The sequence below is a fragment of the Roseicella sp. DB1501 genome, assembly GCF_013112485.1.
Classification (GTDB): Bacteria; Pseudomonadota; Alphaproteobacteria; order Acetobacterales; family Acetobacteraceae; genus Paracraurococcus.
This window is the reverse complement of the sequence record NZ_JABFHG010000002.1, coordinates 145,669-160,885: the sequence shown is the minus strand read 5'-3', so window position 1 is coordinate 160,885 and position 15,217 is coordinate 145,669. Positions and strand designations below refer to the sequence as shown.

General features: G+C 73.2%; 16 protein-coding genes. 6 read left to right on the top strand and 10 right to left on the bottom strand.

Annotated features, from left to right (window positions below):
* Positions 1-17: 17 nt before the first annotated feature.
* From HJG45_RS04125 to rpsU, 5 genes are all read right to left on the bottom strand, one after another.
* Positions 18-1,205 (bottom strand): alanine--glyoxylate aminotransferase family protein, encoded by a 1,188-nt coding sequence (locus HJG45_RS04125; protein ID WP_171610829.1) that lies wholly within the window; start codon positions 1,203-1,205, stop codon positions 18-20.
* Positions 1,206-1,207: 2 nt separating this feature from the next.
* Entirely contained in the window at positions 1,208-1,765 is a 558-nt protein-coding gene (locus tag HJG45_RS04120; protein ID WP_171610828.1) for a carboxymuconolactone decarboxylase family protein, read from the bottom strand.
* A gap of 87 nt (positions 1,766-1,852) precedes the next feature.
* Entirely contained in the window at positions 1,853-2,719 is an 867-nt protein-coding gene (locus HJG45_RS04115) for an MBL fold metallo-hydrolase (protein WP_171610827.1), read from the bottom strand.
* Between the two features lie 73 nt (positions 2,720-2,792).
* On the bottom strand, positions 2,793-3,446 hold the full coding sequence (locus HJG45_RS04110; RefSeq protein WP_254452276.1) for a glutathione S-transferase family protein: 654 nt from the start codon (positions 3,444-3,446) through the stop codon (positions 2,793-2,795).
* Positions 3,447-3,832: 386 nt separating this feature from the next.
* On the bottom strand, positions 3,833-4,036 hold the full coding sequence (gene rpsU / locus HJG45_RS04105) for a 30S ribosomal protein S21 (RefSeq protein WP_007006360.1): 204 nt from the start codon (positions 4,034-4,036) through the stop codon (positions 3,833-3,835).
* Positions 4,037-4,282: 246 nt separating this feature from the next.
* Between rpsU and def the strand changes: the two genes are divergently transcribed.
* Both def and HJG45_RS04095 read left to right on the top strand, forming a co-directional pair.
* Positions 4,283-4,789 (top strand): peptide deformylase, encoded by a 507-nt coding sequence (def, locus tag HJG45_RS04100; protein ID WP_171610826.1) that lies wholly within the window; start codon positions 4,283-4,285, stop codon positions 4,787-4,789.
* Positions 4,786-5,379 (top strand): COQ9 family protein, encoded by a 594-nt coding sequence (locus HJG45_RS04095; protein WP_171610825.1) that lies wholly within the window; start codon positions 4,786-4,788, stop codon positions 5,377-5,379. Before def ends, HJG45_RS04095 begins: the two co-directional genes overlap by 4 nt.
* Before the next feature lie 8 nt (positions 5,380-5,387).
* Here HJG45_RS04095 and HJG45_RS04090 read toward each other — a convergent pair whose 3' ends face one another.
* On the bottom strand, positions 5,388-6,671 hold the full coding sequence (locus HJG45_RS04090) for a DUF1835 domain-containing protein (RefSeq protein WP_171610824.1): 1,284 nt from the start codon (positions 6,669-6,671) through the stop codon (positions 5,388-5,390).
* Between the two features lie 290 nt (positions 6,672-6,961).
* On the opposite strand from HJG45_RS04090, the gene HJG45_RS04085 reads away from it, so the two are divergent.
* Positions 6,962-8,869, top strand: coding sequence for an AsmA family protein (locus HJG45_RS04085; protein ID WP_254452275.1), 1,908 nt, complete (start codon positions 6,962-6,964; stop codon positions 8,867-8,869).
* 267 nt (positions 8,870-9,136) lie between these two features.
* A complete protein-coding gene (locus HJG45_RS04075; RefSeq protein ID WP_171610822.1) occupies positions 9,137-9,784 on the top strand; it encodes a DUF4396 domain-containing protein in 648 nt (215 codons plus the stop codon).
* A 16-nt stretch (positions 9,785-9,800) separates the two neighbouring features.
* Here HJG45_RS04075 and HJG45_RS04070 read toward each other — a convergent pair whose 3' ends face one another.
* Positions 9,801-10,016, bottom strand: a complete 216-nt coding sequence (locus HJG45_RS04070) for a PsiF family protein (RefSeq protein WP_171610821.1) — start codon at positions 10,014-10,016, stop codon at positions 9,801-9,803.
* Between the two features lie 173 nt (positions 10,017-10,189).
* Between HJG45_RS04070 and HJG45_RS04065 the strand changes: the two genes are divergently transcribed.
* Complete coding sequence (locus tag HJG45_RS04065) at positions 10,190-10,402, top strand: hypothetical protein (RefSeq protein ID WP_171610820.1); 213 nt, start codon at positions 10,190-10,192, stop codon at positions 10,400-10,402.
* Positions 10,399-11,826: an amidase gene (locus tag HJG45_RS04060; protein ID WP_171610819.1), complete on the top strand. Its 1,428-nt coding sequence runs from the start codon at positions 10,399-10,401 to the stop codon at positions 11,824-11,826. The genes HJG45_RS04065 and HJG45_RS04060 overlap by 4 nt, the downstream gene beginning before the upstream one ends.
* A gap of 114 nt (positions 11,827-11,940) precedes the next feature.
* Here HJG45_RS04060 and HJG45_RS04055 read toward each other — a convergent pair whose 3' ends face one another.
* The 3 genes from HJG45_RS04055 to HJG45_RS04045 form a co-directional block, all read right to left on the bottom strand.
* Complete coding sequence (locus HJG45_RS04055; RefSeq protein WP_171610818.1) at positions 11,941-12,711, bottom strand: DUF3750 domain-containing protein; 771 nt, start codon at positions 12,709-12,711, stop codon at positions 11,941-11,943.
* A 177-nt stretch (positions 12,712-12,888) separates the two neighbouring features.
* Positions 12,889-13,506, bottom strand: a complete 618-nt coding sequence (locus HJG45_RS04050) for an MSMEG_1061 family FMN-dependent PPOX-type flavoprotein (protein WP_171610817.1) — start codon at positions 13,504-13,506, stop codon at positions 12,889-12,891.
* Complete coding sequence (locus HJG45_RS04045) at positions 13,503-15,167, bottom strand: thiamine pyrophosphate-binding protein (RefSeq protein ID WP_171610816.1); 1,665 nt, start codon at positions 15,165-15,167, stop codon at positions 13,503-13,505. The genes HJG45_RS04050 and HJG45_RS04045 overlap by 4 nt, the downstream gene beginning before the upstream one ends.
* Positions 15,168-15,217: the final 50 nt, after the last annotated feature.

The window sequence follows — 15,217 nt, the reverse complement described above, 5'->3', positions numbered from 1 at the left end:
CGGCCGCCCCGCCGAGCTCAGCCCAGCGTCTCCAGCGCCGCCTCGACCCCGCCGGCGCGATGCGGCACGCCGCTCACCCGCATCGCCAGCTCGACGGTCGCCAGCGTGCCGAGGATCATCGGCTCGTTCAGGTCGCCGAGATGGCCGATGCGGAAGACCCGGCCGCCGAGCGGCCCGAGCCCGCCGCCGAGCGAGAGGTTGAAGCGCTGCATCGCCACCCGCCGCAGCGCGTCAGCATCGCCGCCCTCCGGCATCAGCACCGCGGTGACGCTGTCGGAATACCGCGCCGGGTCGAGGCAGAAGAGCTGCGGCCCGTCATTCCCCGACCAGCGCTGCACCGCCGCCCGCACCGCGCCGGCGAGGCGGGCGTGCCGGGCGAGGACGGCGTCCAGCCCCTCCTCCTCGATCAGCCGCAGCGATTCCTGCAGCCCGTAGAAAAGGCTGGTCGGCACGGTGCCGAGGAAGCTCTTCAGCGGCCGCTGCAACATGGCGCTCCAGCGGAAATAGTGCTTCGGCAGGCGGGACTCCGCATGCGCCCGCATCGCCTTCTCCGAGACGCCGGTGAAGCTGAGGCCGGTCGGCAGCATCAATCCCTTCTGGCTGCCGCCCACCGCGGCATCGACGCCCCATTCGTCCATGCGGAAATCGAGGCTGCCGAGGGAGGAGATGGTGTCGGCCAGCAGCAGCGCCGGATGCCCGGTCGCGTCCAGCGCCGCCCGCACCTCGGCGACCGGCGTGGTCAGCCCGGTCGAGGTCTCGTTATGGACCACGCCGACCGCCTTGATGGCATGCGCCGTATCGGCGGCGAGCGCGGCGCGCACCGCCTCCATCTCCACGCCGCGGCGCCAGTCCGCCGGGACGGTTCGCAGCTCGAGGCCGAATTCCTGCGCCATGCGGCCCCAGGATTGCGAGAAATGCCCGCTCTCCAGGATCAGGATCGCATCGCCGGGCGAGAGCAGGTTGACCAGGCTCGCCTCCCAGGCGGCATGGCCGGAGCCGGTATAGAGGAAGAGGTGCTGGCTGGTGCGCAGCACCCGCTTCAGCCCCGCGACGCAAGCCCAGTAGACCTCGGCGAAGGACGGGTCGTTGAAGTCGACCGTATGATGCGCGGTGGCGAGCAGCACGCTGTCCGGGATGTTGGTCGGGCCCGGATTGGCGAAGAAGTGGCGGCCCCGCGGCCGGGCGGGCTTCGGCGTCGCGCCCATGCTCAGCCCGCCTGGATCGGGAAGGGGTGCTTGCGCAGATAGGGCATGTAGCTCTCCTCCACATCCACCTCTAGCGAGGCCAGCACCCGCACCACCGCGCAGTAGAAGCCGGCGGTGACGGCGAGGTCGACCAGGCTCTCGTTGTCGAGCGCGGCGCGCAGCGAGGCGAAGGTCTCGTAGCCGATCCCCGGCCCGGCATAGACCTCCCGCGCCGCCCGCAGCACCAGCCGCGCCACGGGCTCCAACGCCGAGGCCTCGCCGCGGCTCTCGGCCTTCACCGCCTCGATATCCTCGTCGGTGACGCCGAAATCGTAGCCGATCTTGACGTGGTGCGACCATTCATAGGGCGAGCGGGCCAGCCAGCCGACCTGCAGGATCGCCAGCTCGCGCAGCCGCGGATCGAGCTTCGAGCCGTGCCGGATGTACTGGCCGAGCGTGCCGAAGGCGCGCGCCGCGCCGGGATTGTTCACCAGCGCCTTGTGCAGCGTGATCTCGCGCTTCAGCAGGTCCTGGTCCTCGGGGCGGAGGTCGGATTTCTCCAGATAGGGCAGGCGGGCCAAGGGGCGTCTCCTTCCAATTGCATGCGGCGATGATGGGCATGGCCGCCCTCGGGCGCCGGCGCGGGCCTGTCCTGTCGGCGGGTCTTCTCAGAGGAAGCGGTAGTCGAAGCCCTCGGCGCGGGCGGTGATGCGGCCGGCGGTGCTGCCGGGAAAGTGGATCGGCAGCACCACGGTCGGCGTGTCGACCACCTCGCCGAAGAATTTGCGGCGCGACTCCGCGGCCTGGCGCGGGTCCCAGTCGAAGATGGTGGACCAGTCCGGCTCGCGGATCTGCAGCGCGTGGTGCATGAGGTCGCCGGTGACGACGGCCCGTTCGCCGCGCGAATGGATGTTCACGCAGCAATGGCAGGGCGCGTGGCCCGGCGTCGGCGTCAGCGAGATGGTGTCGTCGAGCTGGAAGTCGTCATCGACCAGCAGCGCCTGGCCGGCGGCGACCACCGGCTCGCAGTTGTAGCGCCAGACATTGCCCGGCGGGCTGGCGCCGCGCTGCGTCGCCTCCTCCCAGGCGGCGTATTCCCGCTTGTGGAAGACGTATTTGGCGCGCGGGAAGGTCGGCACCCAGCGCCCGTTCAGCAGCCGCGTGTTCCAGCCGCAATGGTCGATGTGCAGATGGGTGCAGAAGACGTAGTCGATATCCTCGAAGCGCAGCCCCTCGGCCCTGAAGCCCTCCAGCCAGGGGGCCTTGGGGAAGTCCATCGGCGGCGGGTAGCCCTTGTCCTCGCCGGTGCAGGTATCGACCAGGATGGTGTGCTTCGGCGTGCGGACCACGAAGGTCTGGTAGGTGATGACCATGCGGCCGGAGGCGGCGTCGAAGACCACCGGGTCGAGCTCGGCGAGATGGCGCGCGCCCTTCGCTTCGTCATAGGCCAGGAACATGTCGGCCGGTCGCCGCCAGGGCCCGTCGCGCTCGACGATGCTGGTGATGTCGACGTCGCCGATCCGCAAGGGCCGCATGGCCGTCCTCTCCCCCGTTTGCCGGGGAGCCTAGAGCGGATTGGCGGTGGCGCGAAGATGCCCGCCAGGACGGCTAGGCATCGACATGCTCGGTCGCCTGCACCGAGGGCCGGGCGGCGAAGCCCTCATGCCAGGCGGCGAGCGCCGGATGCAGGCTGCGCCAGCCGCATTTCGGCCAGCGGAAGTCGAGATAGGAGAGGGCGCAGCCGATCGAGATCCGGCCGATATCCAGCCCCGGGCCGGAGAGCCGCGGCGCCTCGGCCTCCAGCGCCTCCAGCACCGCCGCCTGCTTGGCCGAGAAACCGTCGAGGATGCGCCGGTCCGGATGCTCGCGCCCCATCTCGGTGCGGCAGAGCAGCAGCATGTCCATGAAGCCGTTGCCGAGCGCGTGCCGCCGCAGCGCCTCGATCCGCGCCGGGCCGGCGGGCGGGAAGAGCGACGGCCCGCTGCCGAGCCCGTCGAGATACTCGCAGATGACGAGCGAATCGTAGAGCGTGACGCCATCCGGCAGCACCAGCGTCGGGATCTTGCCGAGCGGGTTGCGCGGCAGCAGCGCGAGGTCCGGCTGGATGAGCGCCACCACGGTCGGCAGCCGCTCGATGCGCTCGGCCAGGCCGCGCTCATGCGCGACGACCATGACCTTGCGGACGAAGGGCGAGCGCGAGGACCAGTGCAGCCGCATCATGCGCCGCGTCGTCCGGGCCGCTGCCGGCGGGGGTGCCGGCATGGATGCTGCATTTTCGGCATGGCCACCTCGTTCCATCCTGCGGCGGGGCCGGATCGCGCCGGGCGGGACGGCCCGGCGGCAAGGATCGGCCCTGCCATGGCTGCGTCGCCGCTGGGCGCAGGGGCCGCGGCGCGAGGCCGCAGTCTGCCCTCGGGACGGGCCGGCTGGCGAGTGGGGCCGACTGGATTGTGGCAGGAGAGGGGACAAGGCCCCGGCCGGGACGAACCCCCGCAGGGCCGCTGGCCTTCACGGACCCGCGAAGCGCGGGTCATCCCCGCGCCGCGGCTGGTCCGGATCGAAGGGGCCCGCCAGAGGGGCAGGCCAGAGGGGCAGGCCATGAGGGCCTAGCCCTTGGGCCGAATGGGCAGGGCGTCAGCCCCGTGGGCTCAGAAGCCCTCGCGCTCCAGGCGCTTGCGCTCGACCTTGCGGGCGCGGCGGACGGCCTCGGCGGCCTCGCGGGCGCGGCGCTCGGACGGCTTCTCGTAATGACGGCGAAGCTTCATCTCGCGGAAAACACCCTCCCGCTGCAGCTTCTTCTTGAGCGCCTTCAGCGCCTGATCGATGTTGTTGTCACGGACGACGACTTGCACGCGGCTCAGCCTCCAATCGCTGTTGGGACCAATGGAAAAGGCCGCAGGCGGCGGGCGGTTCCGGCCGGCCCCGTCATCGGAGCGCTGCCTGGTACCGTCCACCGGAATGCGGAGAGGAGGGCTGTAGCATGGTTCGCCCCCCGACAGGAAGCCCTCCCCAGCACCGCGTGCCATGCCTATCTCCCGGGCGGGGCCCGGTTTTCCAGGGATCGGGCCTCTTGCGGCCGCAGTCTGCTCCGGAGCGCCATGTCCATCCTCAAGATCGCCCGCATGGGCCATCCCGTCCTGCTGCGGCGGGCCGATCCGGTCACCGGCCCGAGCAATCCGGAGATCCGGCGCCTGATCGCCGACATGGCCGAGACCATGGCGGATGCCGGGGGCATCGGCCTCGCCGCGCCGCAGGTGCATGCGCCGCTCCGCCTGTTCGTCTGGCGGGTGCCGGCGGGCGGCGTCGCGGCCCTGCTCAACCCCGAGTTGGAACCACTCGGCGAGGCGGAAGAGAGCGCCTGGGAGGGCTGCCTTTCCATCCCCGGCCTGCGCGGCCTGGTCAGCCGCCCGGCCCGCATCCGCTATCGTGGCCTCGATGCCGAGGGCACCCCGGTGACGGGCGAGGCGGAGGGGATGGTGGCGCGGGTGATGCAGCACGAGGCCGACCATCTCGACGGGGTGCTCTATCCGATGCGCATGCGTGACCTCTCGCAGCTCGGCTTCACCGAGGAGCTGGCGCGGGCCGCCGAGGGCAACGCCCGATGATCGAGCGCAGCGCGATCCGCGACCGGGCGGTGCGGGCCATGCTGCCCGTCGCCGCCCGCGAGGGCTGGAACCTCGGCACGGTGCGGGCCGGGCTGGCGGCGATCGGCGAGGACCCCGCGCTCGCCCCCAGCCATTTCCCGCGCGGCGCCGTCGAGGCGGTGCTGGTCTGGTTCGACCTGGTGAACCGCGAGATGGAGGCCGCGGCCGCGGCCGAGGGGGTGACCGGGCTGCGCGTGCCGGCGCGCATCCGGCGGGTGGTGGAGCTGCGCCTCACCGCGCTCGCGCCGCACAAGCGGGCGCTGCGTCGGGCGCTCAGCCTGCTGGCGCTGCCCTGGCATGCCGGCTGCGCCGCGCGCGCCGCCGCCGCGGCGGCCGACGCCATGTGGCATGCGGCGGGCGACAGCTCGGCGGATATCTCCTGGTACACCCGCCGCGCCAGCCTGGCCGGGATCTACGCCGCCACCATCGCCTGGTGGTTGCGTGACGAGGACCTCTCCATCTTCGGCGCCATGCAGTTCCTCGACCGCCGGCTGGCCGGGCTGGCGCGGCTGCAGGGGCTGCGGAAGCGGGCGAGGCCGCGCGCCGCCTGAGGCGCGCCTCAGGCCAGGATGACGCCGCCACCCGCCTCGTCCCACCTCCAGCAGGGCGCCACGCCGGGCACCGGCACGCCGCCCAGCCAGCGCGGCGGCGGGCCGAGGGTCATCCGGTCCCGCTCGCCCGCCAGCACCGCCCGGCCAGCCGGGGTAAGATCGAGATGCGCGCCCGCCCAATGCCGCTCCGCCCCCTCGAAGCGGCCGGCGAGCAGCGGGGTGGCGCCGCGCCGCAAGCCGTCGATCACCTCCCGCCCGATCAGGTCCGTCATCCAGGGCAGCGGCTCGCGCTCCAGCATCAGGGCGCTGAACACCGCGCCGGCGCTGCGCGGCGCCTCGGCCAGGAGTTGCAGGATCAGCCGCTCGCTCAGGCCGAGCCCATCGCCGGTCCAGGGCAGTTCCTGGCAATGCCGCCGCAGCGCCCGGCCGAGCTGCGGCAGGTCCGGCGTGCCGGCGGCCAGCGCGGCGAGCGGCCGCGGATCGGGCGCCCGCAGCGCCGCCCAGGCCGCCTCGCCCAGCGCCAGCATCGCCGCCGGAACCGGCACACGCTCCGCCCAGAGCAGCCGCAGCGCCTCCGGCGGCAATTGCCCGAGGCCGATGAAGCGCGTGCCACCCGGGTAGTGGCCCGGCGAGATCAGCTCCAGCCGCGCCGGCGGGCGCGCGGCGAAGGCGGCGAGGCAGCGGGCGAGGAGGAGCTGGTCGTAGCTGTCATGCTCGAACCAGAGCACGACGCGCGGATGCCGCGCCGCTTCGAGCAGCGCCGCTTCCTCCCGCCGCCGCCGCGCCGCGATCGCCGCGCGGTCGAGACCGGCATCCGCGCCGTAGCTCCGGTGCAGGAAGTCGATGCGCGCCTCGAGCCAGTCGGCGCCGGGCAGCACCGGCCCCTGGCAGAGGGGATCGGCATAGTCCAGGAACGCTCCGACGAAGCCGGCCGCGCGCAACCCCGGCGCGATGTCGCAGCCGCAGCGGAGGTGCAGCGTCGGCAGGTCGCCATCCGGCGGCGGCGCGCCCCGGCGGATGCGGGCGCGGCTGGCCTCGAGCGCGGCGATATGCGCCACCAGCCGCGGCCAGCTCGGCAGGCCGAGCTCGCGGGCGATGACGAGCTGCGCCTCGGCCAGACACGGTGCCGCCGCCGCGCCGCGCGGATGCCGGCGGTGGAAGCGCTGCAGCGCCGCCGGCTCGCCCGCGCGCAGGGCCGCGAGCAATTCCTTGGCGCGCTTGCGCTGCTGCTCGAGAGTCAACCGGAAGGGCGATGCCTCGCGCATCGCCGCGGCATTGGACGGATCGGTCAAGGCAGGCCCCTTCCTCGCGTCTGCGTCCGCCGGTCAGACAGGAAAGGGTGGAGGGGAAAGCAGGCCACTCTACCGATGGTCGTGGGCGCAGCCCTTCCCGCGGACACGGATGCCCCGACCGGGCCGTTGGCGCAGCGCATCAAGGATCGGCCGCGAAGTCAAGCCGAGCGATCCGGTTCCATCCCGGATGAACCCGTCTCCGCCTGTTGCGCTCTGGCCATGACAGGATGGGGCACGCAACCATGGCGACGCGCAGGGCATGGCGGTGGGGACTGGGAGTGGGGCTGCCCTTGCTGGCGCTCGCACTCTTCCTCGCCCTGTTCCGCTGGGACTGGCTGATCCCGATCATCGAGGCGCAGGCGAGCGCCAAGCTCGGCCGGCCGGTGAAGATCGAGCATCTGCATGTCAGCCTCGGCCGCACCATCACCGTCACCGCCGAGGGGTTGCGCGTCGGCAACCCGCCGGGCTTCCCGGAGGACCCGCCCTTCGCCCTGCTGCCGCGCGGCAGCGTCGACGTCGCCTTCGCGCCGCTGCTGCGCGGCGAGGTGGTGATCCCCTCCGTCACCCTCGACCAGCCGCAGCTGCAGGTGCTCGGGCGGCCCGATGGCAGCACCAATTACGCCTTCAACGCCTCGGGCCCGGCGGGCGAGGGAGCAGGCGAGGGCGGGCCGAAGATCGGCGCGCTCCGCATCAATGACGGCAAGGTGCATACCGCGATCGCCGGGCTGAAAGCGGATTTCAACGTCGATTTCCACACCGAGGAGCCGGCCGAGGGCGACCCCGCGCTGGTCGCCGATGCCAAGGGCACCTATGCGGCGCAGCCGATCGAGGCCCGGCTGCGCAGCGGCGCCATCCTGAACCTGCGCGACCCCAACCGCCCCTGGCCGATCGACCTGCAACTCGCCAACGGCCCGACCCGGGTGGCGCTGAAGGGGACGGTGCGGGACCCGGTGAAGCTCGCCGGCGCCAATCTGCGGCTCGATATCCGCACGCCGGACATGGCGCTGCTGCGGCCGCTGATCGGCGTGCCGATCGCCCCGACGCCGCCGCTGCGCGTCGCCGGCCAGCTCGACTATGCCGAGGGCAAGGCGCGCTTCACCGATGTCGATGGCACGCTCGGCAGCAGCGACATCGCCGGCGACTTCACCGTCAGCACCGGCACGCCGACCGTCTTCACCGCCGATCTGCGCTCGAAGCGGGTCGATCTCGCCGATCTCGGCGGGTTGATCGGCGCCCAGCCGGGCCGGGAGGGGACGCCGGGGCAGACCGCGGCGCAGCGGCGCGCCCTCGCCCAGGCGGAGGCGAGCCCGCGGCTGATCCCGACCACGCCGATCAGCGTGCCGAACCTGAAGATGGCGGATGTGCATGTGCGCTACCGCGCCGACAGCATCCGCGGCAAGGGCATCCCCTTCGACGGGCTGGAGGCGAAGCTCGATATCGTCGATGGCGTGATCCGGCTGCAGCCGGGCAAGTTCCGCATCGGCCGCGGCGAGATCGGCACGGATCTCACCGTCACCCCGCAGGAGGGCGGCATGCCGCGAGCGCAGGCGACCTTCGAGCTGCGCCGGGTGGACATCTCGCGCCTGATGCAGGCGGCCGGCGCGACCGGGGCGGGGACGCTGAACGGCAAGGGCAAGCTGGACGCCACCGGCCGTTCCATGTCGGAGATGCTCGGCAACGGCGATGGCGGGCTGACGGTGATCAGCACCGGCGGCAAGGTGAGCGCGCTGCTGACCGACCTCTCCGGCCTGCAATTCGGCCGGGCGCTGCTCTCGGCGCTCGGCATCCCCGCCGATGCGGATATCGAATGCATGATCGGCGATGTCAGCCTGCGCCGCGGCGCGCTCTCGGTCGATACGCTGATGCTCGACACCGACAGCAACCTGGTGACGGGCGGCGGCATGGCGGGGCTGGGCAAGGAGATCCTCGATCTCTGGATGCGCACCGACAGCAAGCATTTCAGCGTTGGCTCGCTGCCGACCAGCATCAAGATCACCGGCACCTTCAAGCAGCCGAGCATCATGCCGGAGGTGGGCGAGCTTGCCGCCCGGGCCGGCGCCGCGACCGGTCTCGGCGTGCTCTTCCCGCCGCTCGCCCTGCTGCCAACGATCCAGTTCGGCGTCGGCGAGAACGACAAGTGCGAGCGGCTGGCCCGGAGCGGCGGTGGCACCGAGGGCAGCGGGCAGGGCCGGCGATAGGGCGGATCGCGGCAGGCGCATCCAGTCGGGTCGGAAGCCGGGTGGAGGCGTGACGGCCCGCTGCGCCACCACCGGCGCATGCGTGACGGCCCGCTGCGCGATACCTGCGTCTACAGCGTCACGGCGCCCGAATGGCCCACGATGCGCTCGCACCTGATCTGGCAGCCCGAGACGCCGCGCTGAAGGGGGGAGGGTGGGCGGCGTGGCGCGGTGCAATCCGGCACCGAGGCCGCCGCAACCAGGCGGCACGCCGCGATTTCAGGCCGCATGACGCCACCCGCCTGGTTGCATAGCCTCTCCCTCGTCTACGGCCTGCTCTCCATCGCCAGTGCGCTCTACGTGCTGGCCGACATCCTGCTGCTCGGCCGCCGGCAGAGGATGTGGATCATGGAGGTGGTCTGGCCGCTCACCCTGCTCTATTGGGGGCCGCTCGGGCTGCCCTTCTACTGGCGCATTGGCCGGCGGCGAGGCGAGCGGCCGATGTGGCAATATGCCTTCGCCGGGGCGACGCATTGCGGCGCGGGCTGCGCCCTCGGCGATTTCATCGGCGACTGGCTGGTCTTCGCCCTCGGCTTCACCCTGTTCGGCTCCGACCTGCTCGGCAAATTCCTCTTCGGCTTCGTGCTGGCCTATCTCTTCGGTATCGCCTTCCAGTATTTCAGCGTGGCGCCGATGCGCGGGCTCGGGCTGTGGGACGGGATCGTCGCCGCGGTGAAGATCGACACCCTCTCGCTGCTCGCCTACCAGGTCGGCATGTTCGGCTGGATGGCGCTGCGCGCCTGGATGCTGCCAGGGCTGCAGCCGACCCAGTGGACCTACTGGTTCATGATGCAGATCGCCATGGTGCTCGGCTTCTGGACCACCTTCCCGGTGAACTGGTGGCTGATCGCCCGCGGCATCAAGGAGAGGATGTAGCGGGCGGCGATCCGCCCTATCCCGCGGCGCGCTTCGAGAGGCACTCCTTCATGAAGACCTTGCGGGGGTCGCCGTGCAGCGCCTTCTCCTTCGCCGAGGCGCTGCACTGGCGCATCTTCTCGTGCTGCGCCTGCTGCGCCGGGCTCGGCGCCTTCTGGGGCTTGGTCTCGGCGGCGAGGGCGGGCAGGCTGGCGAGCAGCAGCAGGGCGAGGGGCAAAGCGAGGCGGCGCATGCGGGATTCTTCCAGGCTCCACTGGCTTGCATAGGAGCCGCCGCGGCGTAATTCAACCATAGATTATTGGTCCGGCACGCGCCTTGCAAACCGCTCGTTCTGTGCAGGAGCGCCGCCGCGCAGGGACCCCTGGGGGAACCCCGGCGGCCGGCGCCCGAACAGAGGGGACAAGGATGCCGATGGAACCCGATCTCGTCGTCCCGACGATGGAGGCGATCCGCCGCTGGAGCGGCGTCGCCGTGCCGAACGCCGCCGCCCGCCACGGGCTCGCCGACCATGCCGCGCTCATCGCCGAGCTCGAGGCGCTGCGCGGCAGCATGGTCTTCGAGGAGGAGCCGAGCCATTTCGAGGCGGCGCTGCGCGCCTGCAAGGAGCCGGGCCAATGAACGCCCCCGTCGCCGCCAGCGATCTCGCCGATCTCTCCATGACCGAGGCCGCGGACGCCTTCGCTCGCGGCGAGCTGCGGGCGGAGGCGCTGGTCCGCGCCTGCCTCGCCCGCATCGAGGCGCATGACGGCAAGGTCAATGCCGTCATCCGGCTCGACCGCGAGGCGGCGCTCGCCGCCGCCGCGGCGCAGGACAAGGCGCGCGCCGCCGGCGAGGCGTGCGGCCCGCTCGCCGGCGCGCCGATGATGCACAAGGATATGTACTACCGTGCCGGCAAGGTGAGCAGCTGCGGCTCGAAGATCCGCCGCGACTTCGTGCCGCAGGTGACCGCGACCGTGCTCGAGCGGCTGGACGCGGCCGGCGCGATCGACATGGGCACGCTGAACATGGCCGAGTTCGCGCAGAACCCGACCGGGCACAACGCGCATTTCGGCCATTGCCACAACCCCTGGAACCTCGATTACTGCACCGGCGGCTCCTCCTCCGGCTCCGGCGCGGGTGTTGCGGCGCGCTTCTTCACCGCGGCGCTCGGCAGCGATACCGGCGGCTCCATCCGCCTGCCGGCGACGCTCTGCGGCGTGACCGGGCTGAAGGCCACCCAGACCCGGGTCTCGCGCCACGGGGTGATGCCGCTCTCCTTCTCCTGCGACAATGTCGGGCCGCTGGTGCGGACGGCGCGCGACGCGGCGCGCTTCCTCCGCGTCACCGCCGGGCAGGACCCGAAGGACCCGACCAGCGCCGCCGAGCCGGTGCCGGATTACGAGGCGGCGCTGACCGGCAGCGTCAGGGGCATGCGCATCGCGGTCTGCGAGACCTATTTCCTCGACGGCGCCGATGCGCCGGTGGTGGCCGCCTTCGAGCAGGCCCTCGCCGCGCTGCGCGAGGCGGGGGCGGTGGTGACGCGCATCAAGGCGCCGAGCCTCGCCGCCATCGCCGCCTATACCGCGCTGGTCAGCCGGGTGGAGGGGGCGGCGATCCACGCCAACTGGATGCGCGAGCATCCGGGCGACTACGCCATCCATCTCTCGGCGCGGCTCTTCGGCGGCTATGCCATCCCGGGGCATCTCTATGTCGAGGCGTTGTCGCGGCGCGGCGCTCTGCTCAAGCAGTTCGTCGCCGAGGCGCTGACCGGCCATGACCTGGTGGCGACGCCGACGCTCCGCATCCGCGTGCCGACCCTCGCCGAGACCGATATCGATGCCGATCCGGCGAATTGGCACCGCTTCATGGCGGTCTCGGCCAATACGCGGCCCTTCAACTATCTCGGCCTGCCGACGCTGAGCGTCCCCTGCGGCTTCGACGACCGCGGCCTGCCGGTCGGGCTGCAGCTCGCCGGGCGGCCCTTCGCCGAGGCGACGGTGCTGCGCGCCGGCGACGCCTTCCAGCGGGCGACCGACTGGCATCGCCGCGCCCCGGCGCTCTAGGCTTCCCCGCGAAGTCCTCCTGCCCAAGGGACGTCACAGCCTGCCGCGGCCAAGCCGCGGCAGGGCACCGGGCAGCGACGGTGCTGACGGACGCTCTACGGTGCCTCGTGCGGGTCACGGCAGCGCCGTGCCCGCGCCCTCCCGCCCGGGCAGGCCGAGGCGCCCCAGCCCGGGCAGCTTCAGCGCCGGTCGCCGCAGGTCGATGCCGGCGACGGCGCCGAGCAGGTTCAGCTCGATCCCCTCGACCCAGGCGAGGGTGAGGCCGGCATAGCCGCCGAGGCTGAGGCGGAAGCCGGTGCCGGAGGGCGTCCGCCGCAGCCAGTGCCCGTCATAGGGATAGTCCTTGCCGATCGCGGTGGGCGGCAGGGTGGCGCGGATGCCCGGCGCCGCCGCCAGCACCGCGGCGACGAAGGTGTTGGAATTCGGCCCCGGCCAGGGCCGGTAGTCGCCGCGGTTGCGCCAGGCATAGCTCTCGACCGCGGCTTGCAGGCGCGGGATCATCGCCGCCGCCTCGGCGCCGTCGGCGGCGAAGATCACCTCCGGCACCTGGCCGAACCAGCGGCCATCCGGCTCGAAGCCGTTGAGGCGGATCGGCTCGCCCCAGGCGGTGTAGTCGTAGCGGGTGTAGCCCGGCGCGCCCTCCGGCTTCAGCACCAGCCAGCAATGCACGGCGAAGATGCCGCGCCAGCGCACGGTGCGGGCGGCGAGGACGCGCACCTGGGCCGGGCGATGCGCGGCGGCCGGGGGCAGCAGCCCGGCGCTGGAGCGGTCGGCGGTCCGCCAGCCCTCGCCGCCGCCCGCCCAGGCATGGCGCGCCGCGGAAAGCCCGATGGGGAGCAGGAAGAAGACCAGGAAGAGCAGCAGAGCGAGGCGAAGTGGGGACATCCTCCCCACCATATTTGCCCGCCCCGTCCAGCGGACAAGCGCCGCCACCGGAACGCCCGCCTCCTCCTGCCGCATCCGGGACCGGGCGCGAAGCCCGGGGCCCCCGCGGAACCGCGGACCGGTTTCGTGGGGAGTGACGGGGCCCCCGCGGCGTCGCGCAGCGACGTCATGGGGAAATCAGTAGATCTGCGCCCGGATCCGCGCCTGATACTCCGCCTCGTAGCGCGCCGGGTCGATCGCCGCGCCCGCGCTGTGCGCCGCGATCATCTGCCCGTTGGTCGGCACGCCCGCCGGCCGCGGCGCATCGCCCCAGAGCCGCGACCGCATCACCGACTTGGCGCAATGCGCATAGACCTCGCGCACCGCCACCAGCAGCACCGTCGCCGGCTCCTTCCCCTGCGCCGCGAGCCGGGCGCGCAGCGCCGGGTCGGCGGTGATGCGCGCCCGGCCCTGCACCCGCAGCGTCTCGCCGACGCCGGGGATGAGAAACAGCAACGCCACCTCGGGATTGGCGATGACGTCGCGCAGCGCATCCAGCCGGTTGTTGCCGCGCCGGTCGGGCAGGGCGAGCAGCCGGTCCTCCAGCGGCAGGGCGAAGCCCGGCGCGTCGCCGCGCGGCGTCGCATGCGGCCCCGCCGGCCCGGCGGTCGCCAGGATGCAGAAGGGCGAGGCGGCGATGAAGGCGCGCGCCGTCGCCTCCAGCCGGTCGGTCACCTTGGCGAGGAAGCGCGGATGCGGCGCCTCGTAGAGCGCGGCCAGCGCCGCCTCGCTCTCGACCGCATGCGGGTCGCTCATCCGCGCAGCGCCTTGATCTGCGCCGGATAGCTGCCGGGATCGACCCGCACATCGACCAGCGCCGGGCCGGGCGCGGCCAGCGCCGCGGCGAGCGCGTCGCGATAGCCCGCCTCATCCGTCGCGCGCAGCCCGATGCCGCCGAGCGATTGCATGACGCCGGCGAAATCCGCCTCCGGCCAGCCCAGCGCCCCGCCCGGCAGCGCGCGACCGCCCTTCTTGATGTCGATGAGCGAGAGCGTCGCGTCGTTGAAGACGACGATGGCGAGCTTCACCCCGAGCACCACGGCCGTCGCCAGCTCGCCGAGCGCCATCAGCAGCCCGCCATCCCCGGTGAAGGCGAGGGCGCCGCGCGCCGGGTCGTGCAGCGCCGCGGCGATGCCGGCGGGCAGGGCGAAGCCCATGGTGGCGAGGCCGTTCGAGATCAGCAGGTCGCCCGGCCGCGCCGCCGGCCAGAATGTCGTGCAGGGGAACATATGCGCCCCGGCATCGACGGCGACGCGCGGCGCGCGCCCGGCATCGCGGCAGGCCGCGGCGGCGAGCGTCACCACCGCCTGCGGCGAGAGGCCGCGATTGCCGCCGCCCGGCGGGGTCGGGCCATTGGCCAGCGCCGCCAGCCAGGCCTCCCGGTGGCGGGCGATCGTCGCGGCGTCCCAGGCCGAGGCCGCGCCGCCCAGCGCGGCCAGCGCCGGGGCGAGCGGCCCGTAGAGCGCGGCGGCTGGCGTCGCATAGTGCAATGGCCGCGGCGCGGTGCCGAGATCGAGCACCGGCGCGGCGTAGCGCCAGGGCTGCGGGATGAACTCCACCGGATCGGCGCCCGCGAGCAGGATGAGATCCGCCTCGGCCATGACCGGCGCCTCGGCCGCGCCGCCGGTGAAGACCCCGGCGAAGAGCGGGTCGGCATCCGGCAGCACGCCCTTGGCCTTGTAGGTGACGAGCACCGGGCAGCCGAGCCGCGCGGCGAGGCCGCGCAGCGCCGCGCAGGCCGCGGGCTCGGTCGCCTCCAGCCCGGCGACGATCACCGGCCGCCGCGCCGCGCCCAGCAAGGCGCGCGCGGCGTCGAGGGCCGGGCCTTCGGCCAGGGGGCCTGCGGGCGAGGCGGCGGCGAGGGTCACCGGGCCGGGCAAGGGGGACGGGGCGCGGGCGGCGGCGCCCGAGAGCTCCAGCAGCACCGGGCCGCGCGGCGCGGCCAGCGCGCTCGCCAGCAGGCTCGCCGCCATGACGCCCGGCGCGCCGCCGGGCTCGACCGCACGCGCCGCGCCCTTGGTCACCGGCGCCAGCATGCCGGCATGGTCGAAGAACTGGTGGTTGGCGAAGGCGCGCTCGGCGCCGGTGAAGCCATCGGCCAGCAGCAGCACCGGGGCGCGGTCGAGCGAGGCCTGGGCCATGCCGTTGGCGGCATTGCCGACGCCCGGCCCGCGCGTGACGAGGGCGGCGACCGGGCGATGCGCCAGCTCGGCCTCGGTCGCGGCCATGATCACCGCCGCCGTCTCCTGCCGCGCCAGGACGAAGGGGATGCCCTCGGCGGCGGCGGCCTCCACCAGGTCGAGGCTGGAGCCGCCGCCCGGCACGCCGTAGAGGCGCGGCACGCCGGCGGCGCGCAGCGCGGCGGCGACGGCCTCGGCCCCGGTGGTGGGGCCGGCATCCCGCATCGGCTTCGGCATCGCATGTCCTTCCGGTTGGTTTCGGGCCGAGCATAGGCGCTCGCCAGGGG